14 protein-coding genes are annotated in these 12,829 nt (G+C 62.9%); 3 read left to right on the forward strand and 11 right to left on the reverse strand.

Translation table 11 applies throughout. From position 1 onward, the window contains the following. Positions 1–94: 94 nt before the first annotated feature. Complete coding sequence (gene murJ, locus ACZ0AV_RS10090) at positions 95–1,639, reverse strand: murein biosynthesis integral membrane protein MurJ (protein WP_499150920.1); 1,545 nt, start codon at positions 1,637–1,639, stop codon at positions 95–97. Positions 1,640–1,918: 279 nt separating this feature from the next. Between murJ and rpsT the strand changes: the two genes are divergently transcribed. Then, complete coding sequence (gene rpsT / locus ACZ0AV_RS10095) at positions 1,919–2,194, forward strand: 30S ribosomal protein S20 (RefSeq protein ID WP_042556309.1); 276 nt, start codon at positions 1,919–1,921, stop codon at positions 2,192–2,194. Positions 2,195–2,498: 304 nt separating this feature from the next. Here the strand turns inward: rpsT and ACZ0AV_RS10100 are convergent, their stop codons facing one another. The 5 genes from ACZ0AV_RS10100 to rplU all read right to left on the reverse strand — a co-directional run bounded on the left by ACZ0AV_RS10100 (position 2,499) and on the right by rplU (position 6,245). Beyond that, a complete protein-coding gene (locus ACZ0AV_RS10100; protein ID WP_499150921.1) occupies positions 2,499–2,963 on the reverse strand; it encodes a CreA family protein in 465 nt (154 codons plus the stop codon). Positions 2,964–2,980: 17 nt separating this feature from the next. Next, complete coding sequence (proB, locus tag ACZ0AV_RS10105) at positions 2,981–4,099, reverse strand: glutamate 5-kinase (RefSeq protein ID WP_499150922.1); 1,119 nt, start codon at positions 4,097–4,099, stop codon at positions 2,981–2,983. Between the two features lie 100 nt (positions 4,100–4,199). Further along, entirely contained in the window at positions 4,200–5,423 is a 1,224-nt protein-coding gene (gene cgtA / locus ACZ0AV_RS10110) for an Obg family GTPase CgtA (protein ID WP_499150923.1), read from the reverse strand. A 214-nt stretch (positions 5,424–5,637) separates the two neighbouring features. After that, entirely contained in the window at positions 5,638–5,895 is a 258-nt protein-coding gene (rpmA, locus tag ACZ0AV_RS10115) for a 50S ribosomal protein L27 (protein ID WP_042556305.1), read from the reverse strand. 38 nt (positions 5,896–5,933) lie between these two features. Further along, complete coding sequence (gene rplU, locus ACZ0AV_RS10120) at positions 5,934–6,245, reverse strand: 50S ribosomal protein L21 (protein WP_042556304.1); 312 nt, start codon at positions 6,243–6,245, stop codon at positions 5,934–5,936. Positions 6,246–6,558: 313 nt separating this feature from the next. Here rplU and ACZ0AV_RS10125 point away from each other — a divergent pair, with 313 nt between their 5' ends. Both ACZ0AV_RS10125 and ACZ0AV_RS10130 read left to right on the forward strand, forming a co-directional pair. Continuing rightward, positions 6,559–7,527 carry a polyprenyl synthetase family protein gene (locus ACZ0AV_RS10125; RefSeq protein ID WP_499150924.1) on the forward strand — a complete coding sequence of 323 codons (969 nt, stop codon included), beginning with the start codon at positions 6,559–6,561 and terminating at the stop codon, positions 7,525–7,527. A gap of 182 nt (positions 7,528–7,709) precedes the next feature. After that, complete coding sequence (locus ACZ0AV_RS10130; RefSeq protein WP_042556302.1) at positions 7,710–7,937, forward strand: PA4570 family protein; 228 nt, start codon at positions 7,710–7,712, stop codon at positions 7,935–7,937. A gap of 77 nt (positions 7,938–8,014) precedes the next feature. Here ACZ0AV_RS10130 and bamJ read toward each other — a convergent pair whose 3' ends face one another. From bamJ to ACZ0AV_RS10155, 5 genes are all read right to left on the reverse strand, one after another. Then, positions 8,015–8,632: a BamJ family beta-barrel-assembly machinery protein gene (bamJ, locus tag ACZ0AV_RS10135; RefSeq protein ID WP_499150925.1), complete on the reverse strand. Its 618-nt coding sequence runs from the start codon at positions 8,630–8,632 to the stop codon at positions 8,015–8,017. 65 nt (positions 8,633–8,697) lie between these two features. Continuing rightward, positions 8,698–9,003 carry a DUF6482 family protein gene (locus tag ACZ0AV_RS10140; protein WP_499150926.1) on the reverse strand — a complete coding sequence of 102 codons (306 nt, stop codon included), beginning with the start codon at positions 9,001–9,003 and terminating at the stop codon, positions 8,698–8,700. A 108-nt stretch (positions 9,004–9,111) separates the two neighbouring features. Further along, positions 9,112–9,600, reverse strand: coding sequence for a TIGR00645 family protein (locus ACZ0AV_RS10145; RefSeq protein WP_499150927.1), 489 nt, complete (start codon positions 9,598–9,600; stop codon positions 9,112–9,114). 190 nt (positions 9,601–9,790) lie between these two features. Beyond that, on the reverse strand, positions 9,791–10,132 hold the full coding sequence (locus ACZ0AV_RS10150) for a PA4575 family protein (RefSeq protein WP_499150928.1): 342 nt from the start codon (positions 10,130–10,132) through the stop codon (positions 9,791–9,793). A 181-nt stretch (positions 10,133–10,313) separates the two neighbouring features. Continuing rightward, complete coding sequence (locus ACZ0AV_RS10155; RefSeq protein ID WP_499150929.1) at positions 10,314–12,785, reverse strand: Lon protease family protein; 2,472 nt, start codon at positions 12,783–12,785, stop codon at positions 10,314–10,316. Positions 12,786–12,829: the final 44 nt, after the last annotated feature.

Here is a 12,829-nt window from a genome sequence, read left to right on the forward strand (position 1 = left end):
AAAGTGGCCAATTATACGCACAGCGGCTGGCGCCGGGTAGGCTGATGCGGCGCTCCTTTGCCGGTGTCGCCCACCCTGGCGACACCTTCACTGTTCAGCCAACCGAACGACGGGCGAAATCGCGCAGGCGAAAGCCCAGAATTCCCAGTACCGCGAAGTAGCTCAGCGCCCCGGCGGCCACCAGCGCCCCCAGGCGCAGCAGGCGCTGCAGCATGTTGCCGTCGCTCCAGGCGGGCATCAGCCATAACAGGCCTACCAGCACCAGCGCCATCACCAGCATCGCCGCCAGCAGCTTGCTGGCGAACATGCCCCAGCCGGGCTGCGGCTGATAGAAGCCGCGGGCGCGCAGCTTCCAGAACAGCAGCCCCGCGTTCAGGCAGGCCGCCAGGCCGATGGCCAAGGCCAGACCGGCATGCGCCAGGGGAATCACGAACACGAACAGCACGTTCATCACCTGCGTCATCAACAGGGTGAACATGGCGATGCGCACCGGCGTGCGGATGTCCTGGCGCGCGTAAAACGCCGGAGCCAGCACCTTGACCAGCAACATACCGAGCAGGCCCACCGAGTAGGCGAGCAAGGCACGCTGAGTCATATCGGCGTCGGTGGCAGTGAACTTGCCGTACTGGAACAGCGCCACCACCAGCGGCTCGGCCAGCAGCGCCAAGGCAAGCGCACAGGGCAGCGCCAGCAGCACGCACAGGCGCAGGCCCCAATCGAGCAGTTTCGAATAAGCGGCGGGATCTTCAGCGGCGTGGGTCTTCGCCAGGGATGGCAGCAAAATGGTGCCCAGCGCCACCCCCAGCACACCGGCCGGCAGCTCCATCAGGCGGTCGGCGTAATACATCCATGATACCGAGCCCGCCACCAGAAAGGAGGCGAAGATGGTGTTGATGATCAAGGAAATCTGCGCCACCGATACGCCCAGAATCGCCGGCCCCATCTGCCGCAGTACTCGCCATACGCCGCTGTCGCGCAGATTGAGACGCGGCAGCACCAGCAGGCCGATCTTGCGCAGGTGCGGCAGTTGGTAGAGCAGCTGCAGCAGGCCGCCGACCAGCACCGCCCAGCCCATGGCCATGATCGGCGGATCGAAATAAGGGGTCAGGAACAGGGCGAAGAAAATCATGCTGACGTTGAGCAGCGTCGGCACGAACGCCGGCACCGCAAAGCGGTTCCAGGTGTTGAGCAGCGCGCCGACGAAGGACGACAGCGAAATCAGCAGGATATAAGGAAAGGTCACCCGCAAGAGGTCGCTGGTCAGCTCGAAACGCTCGGGATTATCGCTGAAGCCCGGCGCAGACGCCCAGACGATCCAGGGCGCCGCCAGCACGCCGAGCAACGTCACCACGGCCAGCACCAGCGTCAGCTGGCCGGCCACGTATGCGACGAAGGTGCGTGTTGCCTCCTCGCCCTTCTGGGTCTTGTACTCGGCCAGGATCGGCACGAAGGCCTGGGAAAAAGCCCCTTCGGCGAAGATGCGACGCAACAGGTTGGGCAGCTTGAAGGCCACCACGAAGGCGTCCGAAGCAATGCCGGCGCCAAAGATCCTGGCCATGATGGTGTCGCGCACGAAACCGAGAACCCGCGACAGCATGGTGATCGAGCTGACTGCGGCCAGCGACTTGAGAAGATTCATTCAGCGAAAGCGCCTGATTCAGGTTCGAAGCGTTGGTTTACGCCCTGCACGCCAGCCCGGGGCAGTGGCTACATTGCGCCAGACACAGACCACAAAAATTCCTGCTCGTGCGGCATTCACCGCCACGGCTGGCGAGTGTAGAATCCCCGCGCCGAGAAAGCACCCTTCCCGTCCGGCAGTTCACCACGACCGCGCAGCGATCCGCCTTGACAAGTGCATGGCTCGCCTGCATGATTCGCGGCCTTATTTGTTTGCAACCCATTTTCGAGGAGCTTGACGGTGGCCAATACACCTTCTGCCAAAAAACGCGCAAAACAGGCTGAGAAGCGTCGTAGCCATAACGCCAGCCTGCGCTCCATGGTTCGTACCTACATCAAGAACGTAGTCAAGGCTATCGACGCCAAAGACCACGAGAAAGCACAAGCTGCTTACGTTCTGGCTGTGCCTGTTATCGACCGTATGGCCGACAAGGGCATCATCCACAAGAACAAGGCCGCTCGTCACAAGAGCCGCCTGAACGGTCACGTTAAAGCACTCAGCCAAGCTGCTGCCTAAACGATCCGTTTCATAAAAAACCGACCTCAGGGTCGGTTTTTTATTGCCTGCGGAAAAAGTGACCCGCCCAACCCACGGCATGCGGCATGCGCGGCCTATGACAGCGCGCCGGCCAACAGCCACAGCACCGGCCCCGTCGAGCCCTGAATCCCTGCAACCGCCGCATTTGGTGCGTCGCGCCCGCCATCGGCCAGCGCCAACCACGTCAACCCAGAGGCCGGCGCAACCTCATCAGTCGGCGAATGACATCAGGGATGGAGATCCAAAGGCCTGCACGCCGGCCCGGCCCGCCAGCGAATACCCGTCAGCCGGCCTTGGGCCAGGGCAGGATCGGAATGGCAGTCACCGCGTTCTGTGGGCTGCCCTCGATGACGCGGTCGCTGTAGACCAGGTACACCAGAGTGTTGCGCTTCTGATCGAAGAATCGCACCACCTGCATGGTCTTGAACACCAGCGAGGTACGCTCGCGGAACACCTCTTCGCCATCCTTGAGCTCGCCGGCGAAGCTGATCGGCCCGACCTGCCGACAGGCAATCGACGCCTCGGCGCGATCCTCCGCCAGACCGAGGCCGCCCTTCACGCCACCGGTCTTGGCGCGCGACAGGTAGCAGGTCACGCCGGCCACCTTGGGATCGTCGAACGCCTCGACTACGATCTTGTCGTTCGGCCCCACCCACTTGAACACCGTGGAGACCTGCCCGATCTCTTCGGCCGCAGCACCGAGTGGCAACGCCATCATCGCCGCGGCAATCAACAGAAGCCTACGCATCGCCACCCTCTCCACAGTCAGACCAGAATCAGATTGTCGCGATGCACCAGTTCGGGCTCATCGACATAGCCCAGCAGCCGCTCGATTTCATCCGAAGGCCGACCGATGATCTTCTGCGCCTCCAGCGCACTGTAGTTGGCCAGACCGCGAGCAACCTCACGACCATCCGGAGCCACACAGACCACCATCTCACCGCGGCGGAAACTGCCCTGCACGGCCTTGACGCCAACCGGCAGCAGGCTCTTGCGATCAGACGCCAGCGCCTTCACCGCCCCCGCATCCAGCACCAGGGTGCCGCGGGTCTGCAGGTGCCCGGCCAGCCACTGCTTGCGCGCAGCCAGCATGCCGCGCTCGGGCAGCAGCAGGGTACCCAGTAGCTCGCCAGCCTTGAGGCGCGCCAGCACCTGTTCGATGGCCCCACCTACGATCACCGTGTGCGCACCGGAACGCGCGGCCAGGCGCGCCGCGCGCAGCTTGGTCTGCATGCCGCCACGCCCCAGCGCGCCGCCTACACCACCAGCCACCGCATCGAGCGCCGGATCATCGGCACGCGCCTCGTGGATCAGCTGGGCAGCGGGATTGTTGCGCGGGTCGGCGTCGAACATGCCGTCGCGATCCGTGAGGATCACCAGCAGATCGGCCTCCACCAGGTTGGCCACCAGCGCCGCCAGGGTGTCATTGTCGCCAAACCGGATGCCGTCGGTCACCACGGTGTCGTTCTCATTGATCACCGGCACCACATCGAGATCGATCAGGGTGCGCAGGGTACTGCGGGCATTCAGGTAACGCTTGCGGTCAGACAGGTCGTCATGGGTCAGCAGCACCTGCGCGGTGCGCCGGCCATGCTCGCCGAAGCTCGACTCCCAGGCCTGCACCAGGCCCATCTGGCCGATGGCAGCGGCTGCCTGCAACTCGTGAATGGCGCTCGGGCGGGCGGTCCAGCCGAGGCGGCTCATGCCGGCCGCCACGGCGCCGGACGACACCAGCACCAGCTCGACACCCTGCGCCCGCAGCGCCACCATCTGCTCGACCCATACTGCCATGGCGGCACGGTCCAACCCCTTGCCATCGGCAGTCAGCAAGGCGCTGCCGATCTTCACTACCCAGCGCTGCGCACCACTTACCTTGTCACGCATGTTCCCAACCCCAGCCAGAAGCCAACCATTGCCAGCCGTCGCCGACGGCCACGCTCAGAACTTACAAAAACGCCGCTATAAAGCGGCGTCTGTCGTCCAATCAATCCCGGACGTAAATGATTTCCGGGCCGTCCTCTTCATCTTCCTGATCCCAGAAGCTGTCGTCCTCGTCGACGTCGGCAACAGCCCGCACACCACTGCGTCGCAGCGCGCGCTTGTCGTCCAGCGCCTGCAACTGAGCACGCGCCTCGTCTTCGATACGGGTGTCGAGCTCGGCCAGCTCGGCGGCGTATTCCGGGTTTTCCTGGATACGCTCGGCACGCGCCTCGAGAAAATCCATGATGTCATAGCAGAGCTGCTCGGTGCCTTCGCGCGCCAGCGCAGAGACTACGTACACAGGGCCCGTCCACTCGATTCGCGCAACGATCTCGGCGACCCGCGCCTGCTGCTCCTCATCGAGCATCTGGTCGGCCTTGTTGAGCACCAGCCAACGCTCACGCTCAGCCAGCGACGGGCTGAACTTGGTCAGTTCGGCAACGATGGTTGCCGCGGCCTCGGCGGGATCGGTCAGATCCAGCGGCGCCATGTCGACGAGGTGCAGCAGCAAGCGGGTACGTGACAAATGCTTGAGGAAGCGAATACCCAGGCCAGCACCGTCAGAAGCCCCTTCGATCAGCCCTGGAATATCGGCGACCACGAAACTCTTGTAGCGATCGACACTGACCACCCCCAGGTTCGGGATCAAGGTCGTGAACGGATAGTCGGCAACCTTGGGCTTGGCAGCCGAGACCGCACGGATGAAGGTGCTCTTGCCCGCATTCGGCAGGCCAAGCAGGCCAACGTCCGCCAGCACCTTCAACTCCAGCTTGAGGTCACGCGCATCGCCCGGCTTACCGGGCGTGGTCTGGCGCGGCGCACGGTTGGTGCTGGACTTGAAGCGCGTGTTGCCGAGACCATGCCAGCCACCTTGCGCGACCAACAGGCGCTGCCCGGCCTTGGTCAGGTCGCCGATCACTTCCTGGGTACCGGCGTCGATCACCGTGGTACCGATCGGCACCGGCAGGATCAGGTCCTCGCCCTTCGCCCCGGTGCAATCGGTACTGCCGCCCTTCTCACCATTCGGCGCCTGAAAGCGACGGGTATACCGGTAATCCACCAGCGTATTGAGGTTCGCCGCCGCTTCGATATAGATCGAGCCGCCATCACCACCATCGCCGCCGTTGGGGCCGCCGTTCTCGATGAACTTCTCGCGACGGAAGCTCATCATGCCGTTGCCACCATCACCAGCTTTTACAGAAATCGATACTTCATCGACGAATTTCATGGGTACGCCTCCCGCCTAAAACGCGGGTCTCTGAAACAAGGAAAATCGGGTGCTTGCGAAATTGCCCTGAAACCGCCCGCAATACCCCAGGACAGTTTGGCAAGAACCCACACATGTGCGACTCGACACCTTCATAAAAAGCGACAACGCCACACTAGGATACAGAAACAAAAAAGCCCCGTCGCAGGACGGGGCTTTTCCAGCAACCTCGCGATCAGGCCGCGACGACGCTCACGTAACGACGACCGAAGGCGCCTTTTACTTCGAACTTGATCACGCCTTCGATTTTCGCGAACAGGGTGTGATCCTTGCCCATGCCAACGCCGTAGCCAGCGTGGAACTGGGTACCGCGCTGACGCACGATGATGTTGCCAGGAATGATTTTCTGGCCGCCATACATCTTCACGCCAAGGCGTTTGGCTTCTGAATCGCGACCGTTGCGGGTACTACCGCCAGCTTTTTTGTGTGCCATGAGTTCAATACTCCTATAAAGGGTTCAGGCGAAACGAATCAGGCCTGAATACCGGTGATTTTGATCTCAGTGAACCACTGACGGTGGCCCTGACGCTTCATGTGATGCTTACGACGACGGAACTTGATGATGGTGACCTTATCGTGACGACCTTGCGAAACGACTTCAGCCGACACCTTGGCGCCCTCGATGACCGGACCACCGATGGTCACGTCGTCACCGTTGCCGATCAGCAACACGCGGTCGAAGGTAACGGCTTCGCCAGTGGCGATTTCCAGTTTCTCGACCTTGAGGTATTCGCCTTCGGTGACTTTGTATTGCTTGCCACCGGTTACAATTACTGCGTACATGGTAAATCTCCGTTAATCCTGCTCACCCAGCGCTTTATAGGAATAAGTGTCGGCTTGCATGGCTGCTTGGGGCCGGAAGGACACCCTTGCAATTGCGTAAGGCAGGGAAATACCCAGGGGGAAGTTCAGGGTGCGCGATTGTACGCAAGCCCCTGAAGCGGCGCAAGCTTCATAAGCACCCAGCGGCAGCGACCCTGCCCTGCCAGGCAGGATCGCGGCCCTCCAATGAGCCGCACCCGCAGTCCTTCGGCTTGCGCTGAAACCTCAACAGCCCCTAACATGCCGCGCAACCCAGAAGGAGCACGTGTCGCTGATGCAACCCCAGGCTTTTTACAGTGTGGTAGCGGATGACTTTACCGCCGTGGACGGCATTATCCGTCAACAGCTGGTTTCCCGCGTCCCGCTGGTCGAGAAGATCGGCGACTACATCATTTCCGCTGGCGGCAAACGCCTGCGCCCGCTGCTCGTGCTGCTCAGCGGCAAGGCCCTGGGCCTGAACGACGACCGGCTGCGCCTGCTGGCCGCGACCATCGAGTTCCTGCACACCGCCACCCTGCTGCATGACGACGTGGTGGACATGTCCGACATGCGCCGTGGCCGCAGCACCGCCAACGCCCAGTGGGGCAACGCGCCAAGCGTGCTGGTCGGTGACTTCCTCTATTCGCGCTCGTTCGAAATGATGGTCGAGCTCGGCTCCATGCCGGTGATGAAGATCCTCGCCAAGGCCACCCGGGTGATTGCCGAAGGCGAAGTGCTGCAGTTGACCAAGATTCGCGACGCCAGCACCAGCGAAGAAACCTACATGGAAGTCATCCGCGGCAAGACCGCCATGCTGTTCGAGGCCTCGACCCAGAGCGCCGCGGCGTTGGCCGACGCCACCCCGGAGCAGAACGAAGCGCTGCGCACCTTTGGTGATCACTTGGGCGTTGCCTTCCAGTTGGTCGACGACCTGCTCGACTACAAAGGCGATGCTGCCACCTTGGGCAAGAACGTCGGTGACGACCTGGCCGAAGGCAAGCCCACGCTGCCGCTGATCTACACCATGCGCGAAGGTAACGCCGATCAGGCAGCCCTGGTGCGTACGGCGATCCAGAAGGGTGGCCTGGAAGACCTGGAAAGCATCCGCAATGCGGTAGAAGCCGCCGGCGCGCTGGATTACACCGCCAACCTGGCACGCGATTACGCCGAGCGCGCCATTGCCTGCCTGGAGGTCCTGCCGCCGAGCGAGTACCGCGACGCTCTGGTGGAGCTCAGCCACTTCGCGGTTGCCCGCACCCACTGAGACCGCACGCCTGCCAAAGCCCGTCCACGTGACGGGCTTTTTCATGCCTGTCGTTCCGGCAGCCGGTAGCAAGCCGTGAAACCTGGCTGCCGCAGGCAGATCGACGAAAAGCGCGATTAACGCTTGCTATTAACGTAATAAGAATTATTCTCATATCAACCATTGAATCGGGAGAGATGAGCATGACCTACTTGATAGATGCCTGGCTGGATCGCCCTCACCCCTACCTGCGCATCCTGCACAGGGAAACAGGCGAAGTGTGCGCCGTACTCGAGGAAGAGGCGCTGGATGAATTGCGCAAGCAGGGTGATCTGGACCTGCACGAGCTGAATTCCAGCGAACCGCTGGTGCTCAAGGAATTGGTGCGCAGCCTGTTCCTGTATTGCTATGCACGAGCCTTGCGCCCGTGAAACATGCTGAAAACCTAAGCGCTTTGGGCGAAGTGGCGAAGCGCTGAACGCCAGCACTGCGCCACGCCACAACAGACTTAAAGGATGTCTAGCAGCTCGACATCGAACACCAGCACGCTGTGCGGTGGGATGCTGCCCACGCCCTGGGCGCCGTAAGCCAACTCGCTCGGCACGTACAGGCGCCATTTGCTGCCGGTGCCCATCAGTTGCAGGGCCTCGGTCCAGCCGGCGATCACGCCGCCGACCGGGAATTCAGCCGGCTGGCCACGCTCGTAGGAGCTGTCGAAGACGCTGCCGTCGATCAGCGTGCCGTGGTAGTGGGTACGCACGCTATCCTCACGCGATGGCTTGGCGCCCTCGCCTGCATTGAGCACTTCGTATTGCAGGCCGGACGGCAGCACGGTGATGCCGTCACGCTTGGCGTTCTCCGCGAGAAAGGCCAGCCCAGCACCCGCGGCCGCATCGGCCTTGGCCTTGGCTTCGGCCTGCATGACGTCGCGAATCACCTTGAAGCTGGCCGACAGCTCGGCTTCACTGACGCGGCTTTCCAGGCCAGCGAATGCATCCGCCAGGCCAGCCAGCACGGCGTCGAGGCTGACGCCCGGCGGCGGGTTGTCACGCAATTGGCCGCCGAGTTGGCGGCCAATGCCGTAGCTGACGCGTGCTTCGTCAGTGGAAAGAGTGAGTTCGGACATGGCGCCGCTCCGCAAGCTGAAAAAAGGCCGGCTAGCCTACCACGGTTCCAGCCCAGCCCTGCGGCTTACCAGCGGCTGCGCAACGCCACCGGAACACGCAGGGCGTCACGGGTACCGGCTGGCAGGCCGCACATTTCGTCGTATGCCGAGGCGTGCACCAGGAACAACGGCACCTCCGGCAGTTCCTGCAGCAGGTCACGCGCATGTTCGACCGAGCGCAGGTGCTGGTTGCGGCCGGCGTTGTCCACCAGATAGGAACGCTGCTGCGCACCGAGTATCTGCAGCAGGTAGATGCCGCCTTCCAGGGAAATCAGTTCGAGTTCGCTTACCGCGCCGTCGCGCGTCGCGCGTAGCAGTTCAGGCAAAGTCATGGCATGTCCTCGATGGCTGGAGCCGCCACTATACGATTGCCTGCGTGCAGATGACAAAACGCCCGGCTCTCGCAATTGAGGGCCGGGCGTCGGATGCTTCCCGCGCGGTCAGTGCTTGGTCAGCTTGTCCAGGTAGCCCATGGCGAAGGCCGAGATGACGAAAGTCATGTGGATGATCACGTACCACATCAGGTGATCGGCCTCATGGTTGCGGGCATCCATGAACACCCGCAACAGATGGATCGAGGAGATCGCCACGATGGAGGCGGCGACTTTCATCTTCAGCGAGCTGGAATCCATCTTGCCCAGCCAGCTGAGCTTCTCCTTGCCTTCGTCGATGTCCAGCTGCGAGACGAAGTTCTCATAGCCGGACATCATCACCATCACCAGCAGCCCGCCAACCAGGGCCATGTCGACCAGCGACAGCAACACCAGAATCAGGTCGGCCTCGGCCATGGCGAACACGTTGGGCAGGACATGGAACACTTCCTGGAAGAACTTCAGCCCCAACGCCAGCAGGCCAAGCGACAGGCCCAGGTAGATCGGCGCCAGCAACCAGCGCGATGCATACATCGCGTTTTCGATAAAGCGTTCCATGGGTTCTCACAAATGATTGCACAGCGGGCGAGTATACCCAGCAGCACATCCACGGCAACCCGGGCCGCAGGCCGCAACAGGCCGGCGGTGACGCAACGGCCAGGCACGATGCCGATTGTGGATAAGCGCTGCGACGCAACGCCGCAGCAGCGCCGCCAGCGCCCCGGCAGCAACCCTGTGCAGCGCTCGCTCAGCTATCGGGCAACGACAGGTGCACGGCACCGGCGTGGCCGCTGTCACCGTTGAGGCGGCGCAGTTCGGCCCGGGCATGCAGGCGCCAGATCGGTGGCTCGTTACAGGCCACGTAACCCTGGACCGCCAGGCTGTCGGCGATCTCGTCGAGCAGTTCCTCGACCACCAGAGGCCCATGGAACGGGCCTTGCGCGTTGATGGCAGAAGGTTGCCTGGCGGTCATTCCGGCAATGCAGATGAGTGTCCACAGGCCACGCTCGCCAGCCAGCGGCAGTGCCGCGCATTCGATGCGGGTAGTCATGCCCAGGTATTCGCGGATCAGGCAGAGGTTACGCGACATGATGGCGATCCTCGCGGGAACAGGCGTTCAGCCTACACCCGTGACCCGGATCGGCAAAGGCAGGCTTATGCACAGAACCTGTGGATAACACTGTGCATGACAGGTGAGCAAGCGCGCCCACCTGCCCTGCCGGATCGCTGCGGGCGAGGCGCTCAGGAATTGACCAGCCCGCCCACGCCGCTCATTCGACGGGCGGCTTCTTCTCGCGCGGTTTCTTTGGCGCCTTAGCTGGCAGCGCTGCGGTGAGCGCTTCCTTGGCCTGCTCGGGCTTGTCTTCTTCGCCCATGCCGATCTCGGCGATCTCGCGCAGGCGCTCGACTACCCGGGCGTTGATGCTGCCCGCCGGGAACTGGCCCTTGGCATCCGGCGTTCCGGCGTCTTCGCCGACCAGCAGGCTCAGCGCCTCGTCTACGTGACGCACCGCATACACATGGAACTGTCCGGCACGCACGGCCTGCAGCACGCGCTCGTCGAGCATCAGGGTGGAGACGTTGGAATGCGGAATGATCGCGCCTTGCTCGCCGGTCAGGCCACGCGCTTCGCAAAGCCGGAAGAAGCCTTCGATCTTCTCGTTGACCCCGCCGACCGCTTGCACTTCGCCGAACTGGTTGATCGAACCGGTGATCGCGAAGCACTGCTTGAGCGGTGTGCGCGACAGGGCGGATATCAGCGTACAGACCTCACCCAGCGAAGCGCTGTCGCCGTCCACATAGCCGTAGGACTGCTCCAGGGCGATGCTTGCGGAGATTTCCAGCGGGAACTCCTGGGCGTAACGACTGCCCAGAAAGCCGGTAAGGATCATCACGCCCTTGGAATGGATCGGCTGGCCGAGGTTGACCTCACGCTCGATGTCGACAATGCCGGAGCCGCCCGGGTAGACGGTCGCGGAAATCCGCGCCGGCACGCCAAAGGCCGAGTCGCCGACTTCCAGCACGGTCAGGCCGTTGCACTTGCCGATGGCCGCGCCGGCGGTGTCGATGAGAATGATGCCGGCCAGCATGTCATCGATGATCCGCGCCGAGACGCGCCCGGTGCGGGTCGCCTTGGCCTTGAGGGCCCGCTCGATGTGATCGGCATCGGTAACGGCCTCGCCGGCCAGGTTGCGGATGAAATCCGCTTCGCTGACCAGCTGGAACAGGTCGCCGATGCGCGCCGACAAGCGCCCCTGGTGTTCGGCCAGGCGTGCGCTGTAGGTCGCCAGACGGGCAACGGCCGCAGCGCTCAACGGCGCCATGCCCTCTTCCGTGGTGCGGGTTTTCATCAGCTGCGCAAACTGTTCCAGGCTGTCGTCGCCAAGGGGAATGTCCTCGTCGAAGTCGACCAGCACACGAAACATCTCCTGGAAGTCCGGATCGGCATCCTGCAGCGCGTAATACAGCTGACGCGAGCCGATGATCACCACCTTGAGCTGCAGCGGAATGGTTTCCGGGTTGAGGGTCACGGTGGTGATCCGCCCGAGATCGGCCAGCGGCGATTCCATCTTCAGCTTGCGCGATTGCAAGGCGCGCTTGAGCGCCTCCCACACGAACGGCTCGCTGAGGAACTTCTCCGCTTCGAGAATCAGGAAGCCGCCGTTGGCGCGGTGCAGCGCACCGGGGCGCAGCTGGCGATAGCTGGTGTACAGCGCGCCCTGGTCGGTGTTGTATTCGATGCGTCCAAACAGGTTGTCGTAGGTCGGGTGCGGCTCGAATACCACCGGTGCACCGCCGTCGGCGTGATGACCGACGATCAGGCTCGGCGCGTAGATTTCCTCGAGCATCTTACGGGTCTGGGCATCGGCCTTTTCCACTTCGATGAGCAGGTCGACCACGCTTTTCAGCAGGTCCACCTGCATGGCCTGCAGGTAGGCACAGACCTCGGCGTTCTCGGCGTATTTTTCCGACAGCGGTGCCAGCAGCGGCTGCAGGGCGACGGTAATGGTTTCTTCATTGAGCTGGCGCAGCTGGTTGCTCGACTCGCGCTTCCACTGCGGCAGGCTGGCCAGCTCTTCGTTGAGGCGTTCTTCCAGCGCGGCGATGTCGGCGTGGAAGCGTTCGCGCTCGGCCTCCGGCAGCTGGGCGAATTCGGTTTCGTCCACCGACTTGCCGTCGAGCATCGGCGTGAAGGCAATATTGGTGCTGTCGCGGTACAGCGCGATGCCGCGCTCCAGCGAGAGCTTTTCGATCACATCCAGCGCCTGGTCGTAACGCTTGTTGAAGGCACGGTCGATGGCACTCTTCTTCTGCTGGAACGAGGGATGCTCGAACACTGCCGGAAAGGTCGCCAGCAGGTTGTCGATCAGGGCGTTGATGTCGGCGATGAACGCGCCGGCCGTACCGGGCGCCAGCTCGACGGCGCGCGGCTCGCGAGGCTCGTCGAAATGGTTGACGTAGACGCGGTCCGGCGGCGTTTCCAGGCGTTTGCCCTCGGCCCGCAGGTAGCGTTTGACGAAGGAGAAGCGACCGGTGCCCGGCTCGCCCATGACGAATACGTTGTAGCCGGGGCGCGGCATCGCCACGCCGAACTGCAGTGCCTGCACGGCGCGTTCCTGGCCAAGCACGCCGCGAAAAGGCTCCAGGTCATCGGTGGTGGTGAAGGCGAACTGCTGGGGCGAGAAGGGACGGGTGAGTGCATCGGGCGCCAGGCGCAGGCCGGCTGCAACGGGATCGGGCATCGGAGATCCTTAAATACCGCGGAGAAGTGTCTGCATTCTCGCGC

It is taken from the genome of Pseudomonas sp. AC532 (assembly GCF_979258965.1).

Bases quoted from the DNA above. Each gene is read 5' to 3' on its own strand.
- ACZ0AV_RS10145 (WP_499150927.1), bottom strand. From the start codon at position 9,600: ATGGAACGCTTTATCGAAAACGCGATGTATGCATCGCGCTGGTTGCTG.
- ACZ0AV_RS10100 (WP_499150921.1), bottom strand. From the start codon at position 2,963: ATGCGTAGGCTTCTGTTGATTGCCGCGGCGATGATGGCGTTGCCACTC.
- proB (WP_499150922.1), bottom strand. From the start codon at position 4,099: ATGCGTGACAAGGTAAGTGGTGCGCAGCGCTGGGTAGTGAAGATCGGC.
- rplU (WP_042556304.1), bottom strand. From the start codon at position 6,245: ATGTACGCAGTAATTGTAACCGGTGGCAAGCAATACAAAGTCACCGAA.
- ACZ0AV_RS10125 (WP_499150924.1), top strand. From the start codon at position 6,559: ATGCAACCCCAGGCTTTTTACAGTGTGGTAGCGGATGACTTTACCGCC.
- ACZ0AV_RS10130 (WP_042556302.1), top strand. From the start codon at position 7,710: ATGACCTACTTGATAGATGCCTGGCTGGATCGCCCTCACCCCTACCTG.
- ACZ0AV_RS10150 (WP_499150928.1), bottom strand. From the start codon at position 10,132: ATGTCGCGTAACCTCTGCCTGATCCGCGAATACCTGGGCATGACTACC.
- rpmA (WP_042556305.1), bottom strand. From the start codon at position 5,895: ATGGCACACAAAAAAGCTGGCGGTAGTACCCGCAACGGTCGCGATTCA.
- cgtA (WP_499150923.1), bottom strand. From the start codon at position 5,423: ATGAAATTCGTCGATGAAGTATCGATTTCTGTAAAAGCTGGTGATGGT.
- ACZ0AV_RS10140 (WP_499150926.1), bottom strand. From the start codon at position 9,003: ATGACTTTGCCTGAACTGCTACGCGCGACGCGCGACGGCGCGGTAAGC.
- ACZ0AV_RS10155 (WP_499150929.1), bottom strand. From the start codon at position 12,785: ATGCCCGATCCCGTTGCAGCCGGCCTGCGCCTGGCGCCCGATGCACTC.
- bamJ (WP_499150925.1), bottom strand. From the start codon at position 8,632: ATGTCCGAACTCACTCTTTCCACTGACGAAGCACGCGTCAGCTACGGC.
- murJ (WP_499150920.1), bottom strand. From the start codon at position 1,639: ATGAATCTTCTCAAGTCGCTGGCCGCAGTCAGCTCGATCACCATGCTG.